Below are 20,901 nucleotides of genomic sequence, written 5' to 3'. Positions count from 1 at the left end.
TACGCTAGCGCCGAATCACTGCCTAAATGATTCGAACACTGATTTTGTTAGCGTAAGCTTAACACGCGACAAACAAGTTGCACACTTTGGCGTGAGGTTAACCAGCAAGTTCGGCGCGATTTAGCGCACAATGTGACCAAAGTTCGTCCATCGCGACCACCAGACGGTTCATTTCGTCGGGCCCATGCACCGGCGAAGGGGTGAATCGCAAGCGCTCGGTTCCACGCGGAACCGTCGGGAAATTGATCGGCTGAACGTAAATTCCATGGTCGTCCAACAACCGATCGCTCAGGATTTTGGTGTGGACCGGGTTACCGACGATCAGAGGAACGATGTGGCTGCCGTGATCAATCAAAGGCAGTCCCAGCCCCTTGAGGCGCAGTTTGAGGATCTGTGCCTGAGTTCGATGCTGTTCGCGCAGTTCTGTCGCATTCTTAAGATACGCGACAGACGCCGCTGCGCCCGCTGCGACCGCAGGCGGCAGAGAGGTCGTGAAGATGAAGCCCGGCGCGTAAGAGCGTACGGCGTCGCACATCTTTTCACTCGCGGCAATGTAGCCACCCAACACGCCAAAAGCTTTTGCCAATGTACCGTTGATGATGTCGATACGATGCGCCAAACGATCCCGCTCTGTCACACCGCCTCCGCGCGGGCCGTACATGCCGACAGCGTGGACCTCATCAATGTAGGTTAACGCGCCGAATTCATCCGCCAAGTCGCAGATTTCTTCGATCGGGCCAAAATCACCGTCCATCGAATACACGGATTCAAATGCGATCAGCTTGGGCACCTTGGGATCGTCAGCCTCAAGCAACTCTCGCAGATGGGCGACATCATTGTGGCGGAATATGCGCTTGGCACCTCCATTGCGGCGCACACCTTCGATCATTGAGGCGTGGTTCAATGCATCAGAATAGATGATCAGACCCGGAAACAGCTTTGGCAGCGTGCTCAGCGTTGCGTCATTGGCGATATAGGCGCTTGTGAACAGCAGCGCCGCTTCTTTTCCGTGCAGATCAGCAAGCTCGGCTTCAAGCTGGTTGTGATACACAGTCGTCCCCGAGATGTTGCGCGTGCCGCCCGAACCAGCTCCGGCGGCGTCAACGGCCTCGTGCATCGCGTTTAGTACCACCGGGTGTTGCCCCATACCCAAATAGTCGTTGCCACACCATACGGTGATATCCTGCTGCGACCCGTCAGGACGCGTCCGAACAGCATGAGGAAAGTGGCCATTGCGCCGTTCGATATCAATGAAAGTCCGGTAGCGGCCTTCGTCATGTAGCCTTGCGATCGCTGAATCAAGCTGAGCAGTATAGTCCACCGGTTTCTCCTTACTTGCCCGACCTTGTTCACAACGGTCGAACGTCTTTCATGGCACCGATTCCGGAAGATCCGAAACTGCACCGATGCACTCAATTTAAGCTCAAGACATATAACGAGCTAAGAGAATGCGTATTTGATTTGCATCAAATATCTTTTTGCATCCCACTCGACAAGTAAAGTTTCGGCAAACAGACGCGGGGAAACGACGCAGGCAATACGGAAAATCCACCTACTATTTTCGCCTCCCGCCCTACGATCGTCAAAAGCGCACTGGACGGCGCCGATAGCGCTGATAGGGTTCCGCCAAATCATCATGGCAGGAGACCCCCAATGTCGCTGGACTCTGTTCTGGACCGTATCGACACCGATCTTCAAACCTCAATTGACCGCCTGATGGAACTGCTCCGCATTCCTTCGGTTTCAACGGATCCGGCCTATGACGCTGATGTCAGTCAGGCCGCCGACTGGTTGGTCTCGGATTTGAAATCCATCGGAGTTGCGGCGGAAAAGCGGGAAACCACCGGGCATCCCATGGTCGTGGGACATATAGGTGAGGGCAGCGACGCGCCGCATGTGCTGTTCTATGGTCACTATGACGTGCAGCCCGTCGACCCTTTGAACCTGTGGAATCGTGACCCGTTCGATCCTGCGATTGAAGAGACCGAAAAAGGCCCTGTTATCCGGGGCCGAGGCTCATCCGATGACAAAGGTCAATTGATGACCTTCGTCGAAGCATGCCGCGCCTGGAAAGCCGTTCACGGCACCCTACCCTGCCGCATCACTTTCTTCTTTGAAGGTGAAGAGGAATCCGGCTCGCCCTCACTGGTCCCGTTCCTGCGCGAAAACGCGGCTGAACTAAAGGCAGATCTGGCCTTGGTCTGCGACACGTCAATGGTGTCACGTGGCGTTCCCTCCATCGCATCTCAACTACGCGGGATGCTCAAAGACGAATTCACAATCATCGGACCCCGGATTGACCTGCATTCGGGTCACTATGGTGGCCCCGGCCTGAATCCCCTTCGCGAATTATCTAAAATTGTGGCGTCCTTTTACGATGAAGAAACTGGCCGCGTCGCCGTTAACGGTTTTTATGAAGGTGTCCACGACGTTCCAGCCGAACAGCTTCGCCAATGGGAAGGCTGCGGGTTTGATGAGGCCGAATATCTCAACTCAGTTGGATACACGCAGCCACACGGCGAAAAAGGGTTTTCCGCGCTTGAACAGCAATGGGCCCGCCCAACGCTTGAGGTAAACGGGCTTTGGGGTGGATACAACGGTGCCGGGTCAAAAACGGTTATCCCGTCGCGAGCCCATTGCAAAATCACTTGCCGTCTTGTCGGCGAGATGGATCCGGATGACTTGCGCGACAAGATTCGAAAACATGTCGAACAACGCCTGTCGACGGATGCAAAAATCGAATGGGATAACGACCTAGAAGGCTCGCCCGCTTCTGTCATGAATCTGGACCGCCCCGAATTCGAAGCAGCGCGGGGTGCCTTATCCGATGAATGGGGCCGCGAGGCCGTCTTCACAGGTATGGGCGGCTCTATCCCGGTCGTCGGCTATTTCAACACTGAACTCGGGCTGGACTCGATGCTGGTCGGTTTCGCCAACGACGATGACGCGATCCATTCCCCCAATGAGAAATACGACGTCAAAAGCTTCCACAAGGGCATCCGATCGTGGGCGCGCATTCTGGACGCTCTGACCAGATAGACTTTAATGCGAGGCTCTGCCTCGCGCTCCGGGATATTTGGGGCCAGATGAAGTACGGATCCCCCGCTTCATCTGGCTAAAAATATCCCGGGGGAGTCGCCCGGTACGGGCGGCGGGGGCAGAGCCCCCATGCTCGGCCCATCACATATGGATTACCCGGTCATAGGCGTCCAGTACGCTTTCATGCATCATTTCCGACAGTGTCGGATGCGGGAAGACCGTATTCATCAGGTCTTCTTCGGTTGTCTCCAACTGACGCCCGACAACATACCCCTGAATCAACTCCGTGACTTCGGCGCCGATCATATGTGCACCCAAGAGCTCTCCGGTCTTGGCGTCGAAAATAGTCTTGATCATCCCTTCAGGTTCGCCCAACGCGATCGCCTTGCCATTGCCGATGAAAGGGAAGCGGCCAACTTTGATATCATAGCCTAGCTCTTTGGCTTTCGCCTCGGAATACCCCACTGACGCGACCTGCGGCTGGCAATAGGTACAGCCCGCGATGCTTTCTGGCTTGACCGGGTGCGCGTGCTTGCCCGCGATCAGGTCGGCAACCATGACCCCTTCGTGGCTGGCCTTGTGCGCCAGCCACGGAGCGCCTGCGATATCACCAATGGCGTATAGGCCATCGACCCCGGTCCGGCAGTATTCGTCCGTCACCACATGTGTCCGGTCAATCTTGACGCCCAATTCTTCGAGGCCCAACCCCTCGACATTGCCAACGATTCCGACCGCTGAGATTACAGCGTCAAAGTCGTGCTTTTCCACTTTTCCCTTGACCTCAATATGTGCGGTCACCTTGCCCTTGGCACGGTCCAACTGTTTGACCATCGCCTGTTCCATGATGGTCATGCCCTGTTTGGTAAACGCTTTTTTGGCGAAGGCGCTTATTTCTGCATCTTCGACGGGCAACACGCGATCCATCACCTCGACCACTGTCGTATCTGCCCCCAACGTGTTGTAGAAGCTGGCGAATTCGATACCGATCGCACCGGATCCGATGACAAGCAGTTTCTTGGGCATGCGCGGCGGCTGCAATGCGTGCTTGTAGGTCCAGACCAGATCGCCGTCCGCCTCAAGGCCCGGCAATTCACGAGCGCGGGCGCCTGTGGCCAGAACAATGTTCTTGGCCGTCAGCTCTTCGGTTCCCTTGTCGGTTTTAACCGAAACCTTGCCTTTGGCAGGGATTGTCGCCTCGCCCATCACCACGGTGACCTTGTTCTTCTTCAGCAGATGACCAATGCCGCCGGACAACTGCGCGGCAACCCCGCGTGAGCGTTTGACAACAGCGTCCAGATCATAGCCGATCTTGTCCGCCTTCAGTCCGAAATCCTTGGCCCGTTCCATCAGGTGAAATACCTCTGACGACCGCAGCAGCGCCTTGGTCGGGATACATCCCCAGTTCAGGCAGATGCCGCCAAGATGTTCACGTTCTACTACAGCGGTTTTCAGGCCTAGCTGGGCCGCGCGAATAGCTGCGACATACCCGCCGGGACCGGCGCCAATTACGATCAGATCAAAAGATTGTGCAGCCATGTTTCCCTCTCGGCGCAGGTCGATTCAGAAATTAGTTTACCATTAAACTAATTGCTTTAACGCATCAATACATTGCCCCCGCGACAAAAGCGACGCAGGGTCAAGTGGCGCCAAATGCACTGATTTGAGCCTATACCCAGCGGCCTTCTATGGCTAGAAGTTAGGGGCCAGTCGTCGATGGCAATTGTTTAACCCAAGAAATTCAAGAGGCTTATCATGGCCAGAACGCTTAAAGATCTGTTACTTGCATTGCTGAACGCCACACTCATCCTGGTAGCGCTGTGTCTGTTTCTGGGGTGGAAATTGGCCTCAACGGTCGAAGGCATCACGACAGCCTTCGCTGAGAATATCCAGATTGTTGCTCCCCTCAAACAGGAACTCCAGGGGGTTCGAGGTGAGTTGGCGGCTTTGCGCAGCGACTTGTCCTCGATTCAAATTGGCGAAAGCCTTGCGAATAGCGCAGCGGCACAGAAAATCTCGACCGCTTTAGCCAAGCTCGACGATTTGGAAAAAGAGCTACAGGCAAAGCAGGCCCGGATTTCGGAACTGACTGAATCACCGGACGAATTGATCAATACGGCCATTGAGGCCTCGGCCGACGCAATCGCCGACCGGATCATTGAAATACGTGGATGCGTGCCTGCGTCTTAACCGGCGGCCTGCAACTCTCGGACCGTCGCGCCATAGCCGCCCATGTCCACATACGCCGCTTCAGGCTCGGTCATTGGCCGCGACAGCGCTTCGTTGCGGTATGGGAACCGCCCGAATTGCCGGATTACCTCACGGTGTGCACGCGCATGCAAAAGATTACTCGAATCCTTGCTGACATTTTGACACATCAACCGCACACAGCGTTCCTGATCACACAGATTTTCCGAATGCATCAGGGGAAGATAAAAGAACTGCCTTGCGGGCTCGTCGATCTTCAGATCCCACCCCTTGTCCACAGCGCATTTGGCCGCTGACAAGGCCGCACGGTCAGATGCAAACGCCTTGGCGCTGCCTCGGAACATGTTGCGTGGAAATTGATCCATCAGGATGATGTAGGCCAACGCACCACTGGGATAGGTCAGCCAAAGGGAAAACTTGCCCTCATTTGCTGCCTCCCACATGGTTTCGAATTTTTCGCGGATTTCAGCGTCAAGCGCATCGTCCTGCAAATACCAACCCTTGGGACCGACTTCATCCAACCAAAAACTCAGTACGTCTTCAGGCCCTGCCATTGCCCTAAACTCCGTCTGTTCGCCTCCCCCAGGGACGTAACGTCATTTAAGGACGTTTTACAGGTTTGTTACAGTAACATATTGCAACACTTGCGACATAAATCTGTGTCTTAGGCAATATCTTGCGTGTCCTGCTCGGCTTCCGCCGCCTCGATGGCCACTTCCTGCGCTACTTCAAACGCAACGGGTGAGGCTGTGGGGTAAAGCGGAGACATCGTACCCGTTTCGTCGACCGGGATCGCGGCGCGTTGAGTCATGCGATACATTGCGTACCCTGCGGTTATGACCAGCAACATCGCAATGAACAGGAAAAACCCCTGAGGGCCAAACACGGCGTCGCCCATTAACCAACCGGTGATCAGCGGCCCAGCAATCGCACCCAACCCGTTGATAAAAACCAGACCGCCAGAAGCGGCCGCCATATCCTCATGCTCGAGGAAGTCATTGGCATGCGCAATCAACAGGGAATAGAGCGGATTCGACATCCCACCGATCACGAAAGCGGCAATCAGCAGGATCGGAAATGTCGTTCCGAACAACATGCCGGCAATCGACCCTCCGGCCCCGGCGATGGCGACCAGCATGATAAGAAACCGGCGATCCATGCGGTCGGAAAACCAGCCAAGCGGATATTGCAAGACGACGGCCCCGACGTAGAACGCGGCGATAAAGGTCGAGATTTCGACCAACGTCAGCCCAGCCCGTGCACCATACACCGACGCCATACCGAACTGAGCCGAGAACACGCCGCCCAACAGGAACATGCCGACACAGCCGAGCGGTGACTTACCCATCAATTCGCGCAGGGTCATCGGCTTGGTCGTGTCAAAGGCTGGTGTAGGTGAAATTGACAACAGGATCGGCCCGAAGGAAATCGAAACCAGAATCGACGCGATCACGAAAGTCTCATAGCCCGCGGGGTCTCCGACCAGCATCAAGCCTTGCGCCGTAATGATCCCGGTCATCTGGACGATCATATACAGCGAAAGCGCCTGCCCCCTGTTTTCGTTGCTGGCGGCATTGTTCAGCCAACTTTCGGCCGTAACGTACACGCCGGAAAAGCAAAACCCGATAACGACACGGCCCAGGATCCAAGCCACAGGCTCGGTCAGCATCGGATACATGATCATCACGGCCGAAATGAACGAAGCCAGCGCCGCAAAGACACGGACGTGCCCCACGCGCCGGATCATCTCAGGCGCCAAGCGCGATCCGCCGAGGAAACCCACGAAATACGCCGACATCACAAAGGACATCTCGAGAGTCGAGAACCCCTCAATCTCGCCGCGAACACCAAGGATCGTGCCTTGCAAACCGTTGCCGACCATAAGCAGGCCCACGCCAAGAAGAAGCGCCCATGCGCTGGACAGGACCTGGATCATTGGGACCTCCGCGAAAAATCGGTCTGAATTACGGATTCATTTTGATATGAAAAACGGCTCTGGGCATGCTTGTCTACGACATAACCGTAATGCGATCCCGACAACGCGGCGGTCACGGTATCAAAAGCGACGCATCTCCGTAGGAAAAGAACCGATATTTCTGGTCGATTGCGTGGGCGTAGACATCGCTCATGCGAGTCTGCCCCATCAAGGCCGACACCAGCATAAGAAGCGTGGATTTCGGCAAGTGAAAGTTGGTCATCAGCGCGTCGGTGACGTGAAATTGGAAGCCGGGATAGATGAATATGTCTGTCTCGCCTTCCCACGGTTCGATCCGGCCAGAGCGCGCGGCGCTTTCGATCAGGCGCAGCGCAGTGGTTCCAACTGGTATAACCCGTCCGCCAGCGGCCTTGGTCTTTTGGATTTCGTGGGCAGCCTGCGCGCTGACCCTGCCCCATTCAGCGTGCATTTTATGCGTAGTCACGTCTTCGACTTTCACCGGCAGAAAGGTCCCCGCACCGACATGCAGTGTGACATGAGTGATTTGCACACCGCGCTCGTCCAACGCGCGCATAAGCGCGTCGTCGAAATGCAGCGACGCGGTCGGTGCAGCCACCGCACCCGAATTTCGGGCCCAGATTGTCTGGTAATCTGTCTTGTCTTGATCGTCCGCCGGACGCTTGGCCGCAATATAGGGCGGCAAGGGCATCGCACCGGCATGTTCCAGCGCGGCATCAAAGTCCTCTCCGGTCAGGTTGAACCGCAGAAACGCCTGCCCGTCATCTACCCGCTCCAAAGTGGCGCTGAGTTGGTCCGAGAACCTGATCTCTTCGTGCAGCTTCACCTTCTTCAGCGGTTTGATCAGCGCGGCCCACGTTCCATCGGCTTGCGGGTCTAGCAGGGTTGCTTCGATCGCCGCTGAAACGGGGCCCTGTGCGCTGTCACGGTGCCGCCGTCCGTTCAGGCGCGCCGGGATCACACGCGTATCGTTAAGGACAAGGCGATCCCCGGGCTGCAACCAATCGGGTAGATCAAACACATGCGCGTCCGAGATTGCGTCGCCATCGACCACAAGCAATCGCGCCGACGAACGCGGCGTTGCCGGGCGTGTGGCAATCAGATCTTCGGGCAGGTGGAAATCGAAATCGCTGAGTTTCATGCGCGCGCCATACAAGGCCAGACCGGATTCAGCAACAGCCCAGATCAATGATCCTTCGGAGGGGAGCCAAAGGTCTTTTTCGGCTCATCAGGCTTTACAGGCAGGGAATTCGGGCCGTCGGTCACAGTGGGAGCCGGGGCGCGCAAGAGGTTGCGCAAGAACAACGGCGCAAGGCCCGACAAGGGGTTCACAGACACTTTGGGCGAAGTCAGTGGGCCCGTTAGATTATAATTGAAGCCAATAACGCCCTCACCCTTTTTGGTGAAAACGCTGCCGATCGCGTTGACCAGATAAATCGGCGAAATCGCACCCCGCAGATTCAGCATTCCCGCGACCGTATCTATCGTCCCATCAAAAGACAGCCCCATGGACGGGCCAACCGCGCTTCCGCTGAGGACTTTGACCTCGGTCGGCGTAATGCGCATCCGGCTTTCAATGGTCGAGAAAAAGATACCCTGCCCCGCCATTTCATCCAACAAACCAACAAGGCTGATCGCGTTCAGCAAGGCGGCCATCGCAGGGGCATCCGTGATCCGCGTATTCACGATCTTTAGGTTAACGTCATAGTTCCCGGGCGCGCCAACGGGCTCGAGGCTCATATCGAGCGAGCCGCCACGTGCCTGAGTGATGACCCCTGCCGATCGCAGCACCTCACCGGCATCGGACGACTTTAATTCCACGGCGCTGCGCCCACCGCGTGGGGTGACCTGCCCGCGAACCGACGCGCCTCCGTTCACGCCGGCGGTGAATGCGCCAGTGATGCCGCCCGACGTCTGGAATGATCCGTTGAATCCCGTCAGCGCGACCGATTCTGTGACCTGCAAGCGGTCCAGCACGACGTCCAGTGCAGGCCCGCGCCCGCCGCCTCCACCACCGCTGCTACCTTCGCCGAAAGTGGCACCACCCAAATTCATGACACCGCCCAGCACGCGGATATCCGGCAAGGAAGACCCACGATTCACCAGCTCGGCAGGGACGGCCAGCCAGTTGCCCAGATCGAAAGAGCTGAACTGAACCTTGTTAAAATCCCCCCCTTCGCGAAACGAGATCGAAGCCGTGGTACGCAAACCCGCCGCATCCAGCTTTAGCTCATCCACACGCAACTGATCGCCCAGCGTGGCGTCGACGTTCAATGTTCCGGTGGTCTGTCTGCCTTTGCGCCAGCCAAGTTCGGGTATGGCCAAGGCAACACCAACCAGATCAGAGGTCGCTGCCAGCTTTATTGGATCGCCTGCTCCGATGCCGATAGAGACCTGTGCGGTTCCCTGCCCCGTCAGCATACCCTGCGGTAATCCGGCTTTCAGCTCGGACATCAGACGGGGCGACAGTTCGATTTCACCGGTAACCTCGCTGCGTTGTGGGCCTGAACCACCGATGGGTTGGCGCCATGTCACGTCAACCGGAACATCACCAAACAGACCATACCCGCCAATCTCGACCGAATTCTGATCGCCCTGTACATTCAGGCGGTCTGAACTGACCGAGAATCCCGGCACCAACCGGTCGCTTGCAACGTTGTCGATTTCGCCGGTGAAGTGGAACTCTGTTTCTTCGAATTTCAAACCTTTCTTCATAGGCAACGCCAAAGTACCCGACAGGTTGACCTCACCCTGAGCCAGATCCACAGGCAGCCCGGCTTTCGTCAACAACTTTAGAGGCTTACGATCAAGCAGCGACAGCGCCGCAGTCGCTGAACCCCGCGCTTTTATCCGGGCAATGGCCGGTGACGGACCCTTGATTGTTGTATCGGGAATGATGAACGACGTGCCCGAAGCATCGACCGCCCCGCCAGCATCGGCGATCACCACCCCGCTTTCGGCAGATGCGGTAAACCGATCGTCAAGCAAGCTGACCCGACCCTGCGCGTCCTGAATGGGGGGTAAGGTCTTGGCGTAGCGGATTTTGGCGTTTTCGAACCCAAGCCCCAAGTAAATGTCCGGCTTGCGCCCCGGTTGCAGTCGCAATGCAAACTCGACGTTCCTAAATTGGCCATCATACAGGTTTTCAGACACCCAGAGCCGTGGTTTCGGGGCCAGAATTTCAGGCCAGTAATTCAGCAACCGGTCGGCAGTCATTGTATCCAGATGCGCATCCAGCGCCGCCACCCATCCATCCGGGCGGCCGATCAAATTACCCGAAGCACGCAAAGTGTGGTCTGCGTCGACCAGCGTCAGTTGCCCCAATCGCACCTCGAACGGTGCCAGCTTCAGTTGAAAATCAAGATTTGCCCGTGCGGATTCAAGTGACTCGGGGAAAAGGCCACCGGGATAGATATCAATTTTGTTCAGATCCAGTTGCGCCGTCAGGCTTTCCAATGTCCCGTCGTCAATCCCCTGCAGATAAGCCGAGCCGCTGGCCTGAACCGCCCCCAGATCGGAAACGATCGAGACTTCGTTGAAATCCAGCACCTGAGCAGCGGGATCATAGGTGAAATAGGTCCGCGCAGAGTCAAATCGAATGGGTTGTGTCTCGGGCGTCGGCTGGATGACACCTGCGGCAATATTCAGTGTCGCGAACAGGGGGCCCAATGCGGCCTGATCGTCGACGCTGCCGCGAAGGGCGCCGGAAATCGGCGCGTCAAGCTCTTGCAACCACGCCAGCGCAAGGCTTTGTCCTGCGATATCCTCGGCGGGCAGATCGGTGATGGAAATGCCGAAACTTGCCTCGGGCGTGCCCAAAACGCTGGAATAATTGGCCTCGATCGAGCTGGCATAATCCCGGCCGGTCAAAACCGAAAACCCGGTGGCAAGGCGCATTTCGTCCCCGCTGCGCGCAATCGAAATATGCCCTCCGTCGAACACCCAGGCACGGCCCAGGCGCAAATCCTGATAGTCCAACGTCAGGTTCTGCAACTCAACGGATCTAAGGCCCGACAGGATCGGAAAAAGAAATACATCGTCGGATTCTTCGATCAGTTCAGCCAGTGTGGGTGCCTGCTGTACAGGCGAGCTGCCGGTGCCGACCGTCAGCGATAGCGCGCCATCTTCGCCGCGCGTCAGGGCGATCTGGGCATCTTGCAAGACTATGCGCCTTGGCCGGATTTGCCCCCGCAAAAGCCCCCGCATCGACAGGCGTGTGCGCAAGTCCGACACTTGAGCGATCTGCTGTCCGGCGGCATCGCTAATGGTCACATCCGTCAGGCGAAGCCGGGGGCGCCACTGCTCATTTACAAAAAAGGTGGCATCCCCGAAGCGGATTTTCAGCCCGCCCAGCGTTTGATCAAGCCGCTTTTCAGCCTGAACCCGCATCCAGTTCGGGGCGTGCAGTTGCTGACCAATCAGAAAGAACCACCCTGCAAAAGCCATCGCAGCAAGCGAAAGAGCGAACCACATCGTCCAGCGAAGGGCAGTACGACGACGCGACCGACCGCGCCGGGGTTTGCCCGGATGGTCTGCACTTTTGTCTTCGTGCTGCACCAATTTTCTATCCACGCCTTTCAACCCGCTCGCGCCGCCCTATGATGACGGGCAGCACTTAAAAACCTTTAACGGAGTTTCCAATGCCCGACGTTACAGACACCGCCCCTGATTTCACGTTGCCCCGCGACGGCGGTGGCGAGGTCACGTTGTCAGACCTGCGCGGCGGTGCCGTCGTTCTTTTCTTCTATCCCCGCGATGATACGCCGGGCTGCACCAAGGAATCCATCGGTTTCTCGGAACAACTTCAAGCCTTTGCCGAGGCGGGCGCTCAAGTTTTCGGCATTTCGCGGGACACCATTGCCAAGCACGACAAGTTTGTAGCCAAGCACAACCTGACCACCCCGCTACTGTCTGACGAGGGGTCAACCGTTTGCGAGGACTTTGGCGTCTGGGTGGAAAAGAACATGTACGGGCGCAAATCGATGGGGATCGAACGCTCGACCTTTCTGATCGACGCCGACGGCAAGATCGCCCGCGTCTGGCGCAAGGTCAAAGTTCCCGGTCACGTGGATGAGGTACTTGAGGCTGCTCGCGCGCTCTGACCCTCTTTTCTGCAACCGCCATCCAGTCTAAGACCCGCGCAAACGCAGAAGCGGAGAAACCCGGTGTCGAAAACACTGACCCAGATGGCGACCGAAGTCCTGACCACTGCAGAAGGGCGCGCAAAAACCGCCCTTTCCAAACGCTATGCCGCTGAATGGTTCGCGTCGCGCAAGGGTGATGCACCTGAGATTGAGATTGGGACAGCGACCCCACCGCTTTACCCGTCGCGGCCAGAAAAGCCTGAATTGCTGTCGCCCCGCGATGTTCCAAAACGCCGACCAGGAACCGAGGCCGGGCGGATTGCCCTGCTGCACGCCGTGGCTCATATCGAACTGAACGCCGTTGATCTGCACTGGGACATCATCGCCCGGTTCGGACATGTGCCGATGCCAATCGGTTTCTACGACGACTGGGTGAAATGCGCAGAAGAAGAGTCACGTCATTTCGAGATGGTTTGCGACTGCCTTGAGCAGATGGGCAGCTATTACGGTGCCCTGCCCGCCCATTCGGGAATGTGGCGCGCGGCCAAAGATACGGCCGAGGATTTGATGGGACGGCTGGCTGTGGTTCCGATGGTGCTGGAAGCCCGCGGGCTGGATGTAACCCCCGGAATGATTGACATCTTCCGCAAGGCGAAGGCTGAGAACGCCATCGCCGCACTCGAGGTGATTTACGCCGAAGAAGTCGGGCACGTGGCCTATGGATCAAAGTGGTTTCATTTCCTATGTGGGCGTGAGAATGCCGACCCAAAGGATGTGTTTCACGAATTGGTCCGGCGGTATTTCCACGGCGTCCTGAAGCCCCCTTTCAACGAGGAAAAACGCGCCGAAGCGGGGTTGCCGCCAGATTTCTACTGGCCTTTGACTGAAGACCTGCCTCAGCCCGGACACGACCATTAAACGTGCTCAAGTTGACGTTATCGGCAATTTCCCGCCGAGAATTGGCGGGAAAAACCTACTTTGTTGGGTAAACTGGTTAACAAACTTGCCCAAAACCTGAGCTCCCTCTATGCACTTCGGCCAAGGGACGGCTATCACTCACGACCGATCCCGATCTCGGGGATTAAGAGGGAAGACGCGTGCGAACACGTCTGGCAATCAAACTACACTCGCTGCTTGAACGGCATTTTCCGGAACGCAGGGTTTTTCTGAAATCCGACAACGACACACGGTTCATCCGGCTTAGTTCGGAAACGCAGATCGCTGCTGTTGGTGGCGTTGCGGTGATTGTTGGCTGGACCGCTGTCGCGACCGCGATCTTGCTGATGGACAGCATCGGATCCGGCAACTTCCGCGAACAGGCGAAGCGAGATCAGGCCACCTATCAGGAACGGCTGAATGTTCTGTCGGCCGAACGGGACGTCCGCGCGCAAGAAGCGTTGATGGCGCAAGACCGGTTCAACGCGGCGCTCGAACAGATTTCCGCCATGCAGTCCGAGCTGCTGGCCTCGGAAAACCGCCGCCGCGAGCTTGAGACCGGGATCGAAGTGATCCAGACGACCTTGCGCGCGACAATGAAGCAGCGCGAAGAAGCCCGCACAGAGCTGGCCAAGATGAACCAAGAGGCAGGTTCGGGCGAGGTGCAGATGGCATATGCCACTAACCCTGCCCAAATGAACTTCATGACCGAGGCATTGGTCAGGACCGCGATGGAACGTGATCAGATCGCGGCCGATGCCAAGGATGCGCTGGATCAGCGCGACGAGCTGGAACTGGAAATCCAGCTAATGCAGGAACGCAGCGACGAAATTTTCCGTCAGCTAGAAGAGGCAATGGTCATCTCTGTCGAGCCGCTCGACAAGATGTTCCGCAAAGCAGGAATGCCCACCGACCGTATCATCGAAGAAGTGCGGCGTGGGTACAGTGGCATGGGTGGCCCCCTAACCCCCATATCCTTCAGCACGCGCGGTGAGGAACTGACCCCCGACGAAATCCGCGCGAATACCCTGCTGCAGCAGATGGATCAGCTGAACCTCTATCGCATTGCTGCAGAAAAAGCGCCGTTTGCAAGCCCGGTAAACGCGGTTGTCCGCTTCACCAGTGGCTACGGGACACGCCGCGACCCCAAGACCGGAGGTCGCCGCATGCATAACGGTGCTGATTTTGCAGGTGCACATGGAACGGATATATTTGCGACCGCTGACGGAGTGGTCACCCATGCAGGCTGGCAATCCGGGTTTGGACGGCTGGTAAAAATCAAGCATGCCTTCGGAATTGAGACACTTTACGCCCATAATACCAAGATCAAGGTAAAGGTTGGTCAAAGGGTCTCGCGCGGGGATCATATTGCTGATATGGGTAGCACCGGACGGTCGACCGGCACGCATCTGCACTATGAAGTACGCGTGAACGGAAAACCTGTTAACCCAATGACTTACATCAAGGCTGCGAGAAATGTTTTCTAAGAGCAAAATCAACGAGCCCGGTTCGAATGCACCAGAAGCGGCAAAACCCGCCGCACCAGCAACACCGGCTGCCCCTGCACCGTCAGAAAACAAGGCGAGCACCGCGCCCAAGCCCAAGCCTCCGGCGTCGGTTCTGTCTTCGGATCTGCACATCACCGGCAACCTGAAAACCTCGGGCGATATCCAGGTTGAAGGAACTGTCGAAGGCGACATTCGCGCGCATCTTCTGACGATCGGTGAAACCGCGACCATCAAGGGCGAAGTCACCGCAGATGACGTGGTAATCAACGGCCGTATTGTGGGCCGTGTGCGTGGTCTAAAAGTACGCCTGACCTCGACCGCACGTGTCGAAGGCGACATCATCCACAAGACCATCGCCATCGAAAGCGGCGCGCATTTCGAAGGTTCGGTCCAGCGTCAGGACGACCCGCTGAACCCTGGCCGTAGTGCCAAGGGCGGCGCAAATCCGGCGGCGGAGGTCAAGCAGTAACACCTGCTTCGCCCGGATTGAAAATTCAACGCCGCAGGGAAACCTGCGGCGTTTCTTTTTTGCCTTGGACCACGGCGCACTTTCAGGTTCCAAGACGCAACCCGCCTGTATAAGCTTGTGAAATGTGGATTTTCTTTGCCTTAGTTCTGTTGATCGCAGGCTTTTTTACCTATCGCCATTGGGCCAGAACACAGGAGCGTAAGGCCCTGCTGTCCACCCCACTTACCCCTGAACAGCGCGCCATAATCGAAGCCCAGGTTCCCTTGGTGCGCCGTTTGCCGCCTGACCTGCGCGTAGGCCTCGACGGCAAGGTGAACCTGTTTCTGAATCAGGTCCGGTTTTTTGGTTGTGACGGTCTTGAGGTCACGGAAGAAATGCGTCTGGCCATCGCCGCGCAGGCATGTCTCCTGATTATCAACAACACGCTCTGGTACGATCACCTCACCACGATCCTGATCTACCCCAACGCCTTCAAGTCCCGGCAACGCAGGCAGGACGGCTATGTGGTCAGCGAAAAGGAAATCATCCGCACCGGGGAAAGCTGGGATCGGGGGCCGGTCATTCTGTCGTGGTCTCACAGCAGGCAAGGCGCATTGGATGATCATGATGGACAAAACGTAGTCCTGCACGAATTCGCACATCAGATCGACGATCTGTCGGGCGGAACCAACGGCGTTCCAATCCTCAGCGAAGGCCAGACCTTCGCCGAGTGGGAACGAGCATTTCTGGCGGCATACGATGCCCATGTTCAATCCGTAGAAAAAGGGCGGCACACGGTCATCGACCCATATGGCGCCGTCGGGCACGAAGAGTTCTTTGCGGTATCGGTCGAGGTCTTTTTTGAACGGCCCCGCGCCTTGAAGTCCGAGGCGCCCGGCATTTACGAGCAGTTGGCCAAGCTGTTCCGGCTGGATCCCGTGACCTGGAATTAACCTGCCTTGGCGGAACCGGGTTCCGTAAAAATTTCACAAAACAGGTTTTTTGAACTACACTGAACCCATTGTTTTTCGGAGGGCTTTTCATGTCATCAAAACTCATGGCCGAATTCTTCGGCACGTTCTGGCTGGTACTGGGCGGCTGCGGCAGCGCCGTCTTAGCGGCAGGCGTCGCCGATGTCGGCATCGGCTGGCTGGGTGTATCTTTCGCTTTTGGCTTAACCGTTCTGACAATGGCATACGCAGTCGGCCATATTTCGGGCGGGCACTTCAATCCTGCCGTCAGTCTTGGCCTGATGATCGGTGGAAGGTTCCCGGCAAAAGACCTTATTCCCTATTGGATCGCCCAGGTCGTCGGCGCAATTGCCGCAGCGGTCGTCCTGTACCTGATCGTAAGCGGCGCACCCGAATTCACTGGGGTCGGAAGCTTTGCCAGCAACGGCTATGGCGAAGCGTCCCCCGAAGGGTATTCGATGATGTCCGCCTTGATCATCGAGATCGTACTGACGGCGTTTTTCATCGTAATCATTCTGGGCGCGACGTCTGAGGGTGCTCCGGCTGGTTTCGGCCCCATCGCCATCGGGTTGGGCCTGACTCTGATCCACCTGATTTCGATCCCGGTGACGAATACATCCGTAAACCCGGCGCGCTCAACCGGTGTTGCGCTGTTTGCCGACGGCCCGGCCCTTTCACAACTCTGGTTATTCTGGGTGGCCCCGCTGATCGGCGGTGCGATTGGGGCCGTGATCTGGAAAGCCATGGGCGACGACTAAGCCCCGTCTATCAAAAAGGCCCCGGCGCAATCTGCGTCGGGGCCTTTTTTGTTACTCGGTTACAGTAACTTTTTTCATCACGTCGGGCTGTCCGATGACTGCTCCGTTGGGGCCATCGCCACGCTTGATCGCGTCGACAATGTCCATCCCGTCGGTCACCTGTCCAACAACAGTATATTGGCCGTTCAGAAACGGACCGGGCGCAAACATGATGAAGAACTGCGAATTGGCACTGTTGGGGTCCTGTGCCCGTGCCATGCCCACGACACCGCGGTCGTAATTGAAGTCCGAGAACTCGGCAGGCAGGTCAGGACGGTCCGACCCACCGGTGCCAGCACGACGCAGATCGCTGCCCAGACGGCCATGTTCCACGTCGCCGGTCTGTGCCATGAAGCCGTCGATCACGCGGTGAAAGACCACACCGTCATACTTGCCTTCGGCGGCAAGGGTGCTGATCTGTTCAACGTGCTTCGGAGCCAGATCGTCAAACAAATCAACGGTTACGGTGCCATTAGCCCCCTCGCCCTCGATCTCGATCTGCAAACCAGTGGCCAACGCGGGGCTGGCCAGCAAAGCAAATGCGGCTGCCAGCTTATACATCGGCTGCCACCTTAACGCTGATCATACGGTCGGGACTCATCGGCGGCTCACCCCGGACGATGGCGTCCACGTGCTCCATCCCGTCGATAACGCGGCCATAGACGGTGTACTGGCCGTTCAGGAAGTGATTGTCCTTGAAGTTGATGAAGAACTGCGAGTTGGCCGAGTCTGGGTTCTGCGAACGTGCCGCGCCCAATGTGCCGCGATCGTGGGGCAGTTTCGAAAATTCTGCCGGAACGTTCGGCAGCGACGACCCACCTGTACCGGCCATGCGGATGTTGAATCCGTCTTCCATATCGCCGTGCTGCACGTCGCCTGTCTGCGCCATGAAACCGTCGATCACACGGTGGAAGGCCACGTTGTCATACTCACCACCACGGGCCAGTTCTTTCATCCGGGCCGAGTGCTGGGGGGCCACATCGGGCAGCAGCTCGATGACGACATTGCCGTCTTTCAGTTCGATGATGATGGTGTTTTCGGGATCCTTGATCTCGGCCATGAGGCCCTCCTGTCGTTTATCTTGCGCAAATACCTATGACGCGGACGCATGAATGCCAAGTGACGCATTGACCTGAGGGCAAAATGCAGGAAAAGAACCGCCTAAAGCGGTTGTAACGACAAGGATGAAACGATGGGCTGGAAAACGCTGGATGATATGGACCTGAACGGCAAGCGTGTGCTGGTACGCGTGGACATCAACGTACCAGTTGTTGACGGCGTTGTGACAGACGCGACCCGCATCCAGCGCATCGTGCCCACGGTACGCGACATCCTTGCGGCGGGCGGCAAACCGATCCTGCTGGCGCATTTTGGACGCCCCGGCGGTGAACGCCGCGAGAACCTGTCGCTGAAGCAATTGGTCCCGACGCTTGAGACCGCTTTTGGCTCGACTGTCCTATTCGCCGCCGATTGCGTCGGCACCGAGGCGGAACTGGCCGCCGAACAGTTGCAACCCGGTCAGGTGCTGCTTTTGGAAAACACCCGCTTTCACGCAGCGGAAACCAAGAATGACGCTGATCTGGCTGCCGGTATGGCGCGTCTGGGCGATGTATATTGCAACGACGCATTTTCCGCCGCGCACCGCGCTCACAGCTCGACCGAGGCTATTGCCCGCATGCTGCCTGCCTGCGCTGGTCGGCTGATGCAGGCCGAGCTTGAGGCGCTTGAGGGCGCTTTGGGCGCGCCCAAACGCCCTGTGACAGCCGTTGTGGGCGGGGCCAAGGTCTCGACCAAGCTGGAACTGCTGGGCAATCTGATCGACAAGGTGGACTACCTGGTTATCGGTGGCGGCATGGCCAACACGTTTCTGGTGGCCAAGGGTCTGAACGTGGGCAAATCGCTGGCGGAAACAGCGATGAAGGACACCGCAGCCGAGATCATGACCAAGGCCGAAACCTCGGGCTGTACCATCGTCCTGCCCACCGACATCGTCGTGGCCGAAAAGTTCGAAGCAGGTGCCCCTCATCAGGTTCTGCCCGCCGATCAATGTACGGATGACGGAATGATCCTTGACGCAGGCCCCGACAGCGTGGCGGCGATTTCAGACATCTTCGGACAAAGCCAGACCCTGATCTGGAACGGGCCGCTGGGCGCGTTCGAGATTGAGCCTTTCGATACCGCAACCAACGCGGCAGCGCTGAAAGCCGCGGCACTGACGCGGTCCGGGCAATTGGTCTCGGTCGCGGGTGGGGGTGACACGGTCGCGGCTTTGAATGCGTCGGGTGCGGCCAAGGATTTCTCGTACATCTCGACTGCAGGCGGCGCGTTCCTGGAATGGATGGAAGGCAAAACCCTACCCGGTGTTGCCGCGCTAGAGCAATAAATCCGCTAGCCCGCGCGTTTTTGTCGAATCAGGGGATTCACAACCCGAATCACCTGTGACATAGTGCTTTCAGAGGTCCAAAAAGGACCCGTTATTGAGGCAGACTTCATACGGCGGTAAACAGAGTGTCCCGTTCCAATCGGCCCGGTTTGGGCGCAGTCGCATTCTTTATGGTGGCGTTTATGCTGGGTGTTTATTTCACCTTTGCCGCCGTGCAAGGTGACTATGGCCTGTTCCGACGGGTCGAGATTGCAGCGGAACGGGACGCTCTGTCGCGCGACCTCGACAAGCTCGAGGCTGAAATTGCAGAGATGGAGAACCTGACCCGCCGTTTGTCGGATACTTATCTGGACTTGGATTTGTTGGACCAGCAAGCACGCTCTGTGCTGGGAATGATCCGCTCAGATGAGGTTGTCATCCGTTGATCCTCCACTGAATTGTTCGATTTTGAAGCAAGCCGCACCCCGATTTTCGCGAGATCGGACGCTGCGTCACATTTACCCTCGCCAGAAAGCGGCAAATGCTTTATGAGATAGTTTAACGCTAAACTATCTTGCCGAGAGGGGGAGATCGCCACAATGGCTGCGCGAAAAACCGCAAAGAAACCAAATGTTTCGTCGGAAGAACTGACCACCTACTACCGAGAGATGCTGCTGATCCGCCGATTCGAAGAAAAGGCCGGTCAACTTTATGGCATGGGTCTTATTGGTGGATTCTGTCACCTGTATATTGGCCAGGAAGCCGTTGTTGTGGGCCTCGAGGCCGCAGCCAAGGACGGCGACAAGCGGATTACTTCTTACCGCGACCACGGTCACATGCTGGCCTGCGGCATGGATCCGGGCGGTGTGATGGCCGAACTGACCGGACGTATTGGCGGCCTGTCCAAGGGCAAGGGCGGCTCGATGCACATGTTCTCTAAAGAGAAGCACTTCTATGGTGGGCACGGCATCGTTGGCGCGCAGGTCCCGTTGGGCGCAGGTCTGGCCTTTGCCGACAAGTACAAGGAAAACGGTGGAGTCACCTTTACTTATTTCGGTGATGGTGCGGCCAACCAGGGTCAGGTTTACGAGACATTCAACATGGCCGCCCTGTGGGAATTGCCCGTCGTATTCGTGATCGAAAACAATCAATACGCTATGGGGACCTCTCAGGCGCGCTCGACCTCGACCAAAGACATCTACCACCGAGGTGAGGCCTTCGGTATCCCCGGTGAAATTGTCAATGGCATGGACGTTCTGGCCGTCAAAGAGGCCGGTGAGAAAGCCGTCGCCCACTGTCGCGCTGGTAAGGGACCCTACATCCTCGAGGTCAAAACCTATCGCTATCGCGGCCACTCGATGTCCGACCCGGCCAAGTATCGCACCCGCGAAGAGGTTCAGAAGGTCCGCGAGCAAAGCGATCCAATTGAGCATGTGCGCGAACTACTGCTGACCGGCAAACACGCGACCGAGGACGACCTGAAGGCGATCGACAAAGAGATCAAAGAGATCGTCAATCAGGCTGCCGAATTCTCGAAAGAAAGCCCCGAGCCTTCTGTGGAAGAGCTCTGGACAGATATCTACGCCGAGGCCTGACA

The 20,901-nt window shown here is 57.2% G+C and carries 19 protein-coding genes; 11 read left to right on the top strand and 8 right to left on the bottom strand.

The genetic code is table 11. The features are described 5' to 3' along the window. Window positions 1-97: 97 nt before the first annotated feature. On the bottom strand, window positions 98-1,321 hold the full coding sequence (gene hemA / locus GOV88_RS12280) for a 5-aminolevulinate synthase (protein WP_171240598.1): 1,224 nt from the start codon (window positions 1,319-1,321) through the stop codon (window positions 98-100). 332 nt (window positions 1,322-1,653) lie between these two features. On the opposite strand from hemA, the gene GOV88_RS12275 reads away from it, so the two are divergent. Further along, on the top strand, window positions 1,654-3,039 hold the full coding sequence (locus tag GOV88_RS12275) for a dipeptidase (protein WP_171240597.1): 1,386 nt from the start codon (window positions 1,654-1,656) through the stop codon (window positions 3,037-3,039). A 141-nt stretch (window positions 3,040-3,180) separates the two neighbouring features. Here GOV88_RS12275 and lpdA read toward each other — a convergent pair whose 3' ends face one another. Continuing rightward, the gene (gene lpdA, locus GOV88_RS12270; protein WP_171240596.1) at window positions 3,181-4,575 is read right to left on the bottom strand and encodes a dihydrolipoyl dehydrogenase; all 1,395 of its coding nucleotides are present in this window, start codon (window positions 4,573-4,575) and stop codon (window positions 3,181-3,183) included. A 216-nt stretch (window positions 4,576-4,791) separates the two neighbouring features. Here lpdA and GOV88_RS12265 point away from each other — a divergent pair, with 216 nt between their 5' ends. Continuing rightward, window positions 4,792-5,226 (top strand): hypothetical protein, encoded by a 435-nt coding sequence (locus tag GOV88_RS12265; protein ID WP_171126552.1) that lies wholly within the window; start codon window positions 4,792-4,794, stop codon window positions 5,224-5,226. Here GOV88_RS12265 and GOV88_RS12260 read toward each other — a convergent pair. The 4 genes from GOV88_RS12260 to GOV88_RS12245 all read right to left on the bottom strand — a co-directional run bounded on the left by GOV88_RS12260 (window position 5,223) and on the right by GOV88_RS12245 (window position 11,770). Beyond that, window positions 5,223-5,798: a DUF924 family protein gene (locus tag GOV88_RS12260; RefSeq protein WP_171240595.1), complete on the bottom strand. Its 576-nt coding sequence runs from the start codon at window positions 5,796-5,798 to the stop codon at window positions 5,223-5,225. The genes GOV88_RS12265 and GOV88_RS12260 overlap by 4 nt on opposite strands. Before the next feature lie 110 nt (window positions 5,799-5,908). After that, a complete protein-coding gene (locus tag GOV88_RS12255) occupies window positions 5,909-7,180 on the bottom strand; it encodes an MFS transporter (protein ID WP_171122197.1) in 1,272 nt (423 codons plus the stop codon). Window positions 7,181-7,292: 112 nt separating this feature from the next. Continuing rightward, window positions 7,293-8,339: a tRNA preQ1(34) S-adenosylmethionine ribosyltransferase-isomerase QueA gene (queA, locus tag GOV88_RS12250; RefSeq protein WP_171240652.1), complete on the bottom strand. Its 1,047-nt coding sequence runs from the start codon at window positions 8,337-8,339 to the stop codon at window positions 7,293-7,295. Window positions 8,340-8,383: 44 nt separating this feature from the next. Then, window positions 8,384-11,770: a DUF3971 domain-containing protein gene (locus GOV88_RS12245; protein WP_371808239.1), complete on the bottom strand. Its 3,387-nt coding sequence runs from the start codon at window positions 11,768-11,770 to the stop codon at window positions 8,384-8,386. A gap of 68 nt (window positions 11,771-11,838) precedes the next feature. Between GOV88_RS12245 and GOV88_RS12240 the strand changes: the two genes are divergently transcribed. From GOV88_RS12240 to aqpZ, 6 genes are all read left to right on the top strand, one after another. Then, window positions 11,839-12,300 (top strand): peroxiredoxin, encoded by a 462-nt coding sequence (locus GOV88_RS12240; protein ID WP_171122195.1) that lies wholly within the window; start codon window positions 11,839-11,841, stop codon window positions 12,298-12,300. Between the two features lie 63 nt (window positions 12,301-12,363). After that, window positions 12,364-13,200 carry a ferritin-like domain-containing protein gene (locus tag GOV88_RS12235; RefSeq protein WP_371808238.1) on the top strand — a complete coding sequence of 279 codons (837 nt, stop codon included), beginning with the start codon at window positions 12,364-12,366 and terminating at the stop codon, window positions 13,198-13,200. Between the two features lie 179 nt (window positions 13,201-13,379). Continuing rightward, window positions 13,380-14,705: a DUF5930 domain-containing protein gene (locus tag GOV88_RS12230; RefSeq protein ID WP_171240593.1), complete on the top strand. Its 1,326-nt coding sequence runs from the start codon at window positions 13,380-13,382 to the stop codon at window positions 14,703-14,705. Next, window positions 14,695-15,195: a polymer-forming cytoskeletal protein gene (locus tag GOV88_RS12225; protein WP_171122193.1), complete on the top strand. Its 501-nt coding sequence runs from the start codon at window positions 14,695-14,697 to the stop codon at window positions 15,193-15,195. The genes GOV88_RS12230 and GOV88_RS12225 overlap by 11 nt, the downstream gene beginning before the upstream one ends. A gap of 122 nt (window positions 15,196-15,317) precedes the next feature. Then, window positions 15,318-16,127: a zinc-dependent peptidase gene (locus GOV88_RS12220; protein ID WP_171212682.1), complete on the top strand. Its 810-nt coding sequence runs from the start codon at window positions 15,318-15,320 to the stop codon at window positions 16,125-16,127. A gap of 89 nt (window positions 16,128-16,216) precedes the next feature. Continuing rightward, window positions 16,217-16,903, top strand: coding sequence for an aquaporin Z (aqpZ, locus tag GOV88_RS12215; RefSeq protein WP_171122191.1), 687 nt, complete (start codon window positions 16,217-16,219; stop codon window positions 16,901-16,903). Window positions 16,904-16,954: 51 nt separating this feature from the next. Here the strand turns inward: aqpZ and GOV88_RS12210 are convergent, their stop codons facing one another. Both GOV88_RS12210 and GOV88_RS12205 read right to left on the bottom strand, forming a co-directional pair. Then, window positions 16,955-17,503, bottom strand: a complete 549-nt coding sequence (locus GOV88_RS12210) for a peptidylprolyl isomerase (protein ID WP_171212681.1) — start codon at window positions 17,501-17,503, stop codon at window positions 16,955-16,957. Next, complete coding sequence (locus GOV88_RS12205; RefSeq protein WP_171126544.1) at window positions 17,496-18,002, bottom strand: peptidylprolyl isomerase; 507 nt, start codon at window positions 18,000-18,002, stop codon at window positions 17,496-17,498. The genes GOV88_RS12210 and GOV88_RS12205 overlap by 8 nt, the downstream gene beginning before the upstream one ends. 132 nt (window positions 18,003-18,134) lie before the next feature. Between GOV88_RS12205 and pgk the strand changes: the two genes are divergently transcribed. The 3 genes from pgk to pdhA all read left to right on the top strand — a co-directional run bounded on the left by pgk (window position 18,135) and on the right by pdhA (window position 20,899). Beyond that, the gene (pgk, locus tag GOV88_RS12200) at window positions 18,135-19,325 is read left to right on the top strand and encodes a phosphoglycerate kinase (RefSeq protein WP_171240592.1); all 1,191 of its coding nucleotides are present in this window, start codon (window positions 18,135-18,137) and stop codon (window positions 19,323-19,325) included. Between the two features lie 125 nt (window positions 19,326-19,450). Further along, window positions 19,451-19,750: a septum formation initiator family protein gene (locus GOV88_RS12195; protein WP_171122187.1), complete on the top strand. Its 300-nt coding sequence runs from the start codon at window positions 19,451-19,453 to the stop codon at window positions 19,748-19,750. Window positions 19,751-19,903: 153 nt separating this feature from the next. Beyond that, the gene (gene pdhA / locus GOV88_RS12190; RefSeq protein ID WP_171122186.1) at window positions 19,904-20,899 is read left to right on the top strand and encodes a pyruvate dehydrogenase (acetyl-transferring) E1 component subunit alpha; all 996 of its coding nucleotides are present in this window, start codon (window positions 19,904-19,906) and stop codon (window positions 20,897-20,899) included. Window positions 20,900-20,901: the final 2 nt, after the last annotated feature.

The organism is Ruegeria sp. HKCCA5491 (genome assembly GCF_013034565.1).
GTDB lineage: Bacteria > Pseudomonadota > Alphaproteobacteria > Rhodobacterales > Rhodobacteraceae > Ruegeria.
Note: the sequence above shows the minus strand (reverse complement) of the source record. Positions and strands in the feature narration are given on the sequence as shown.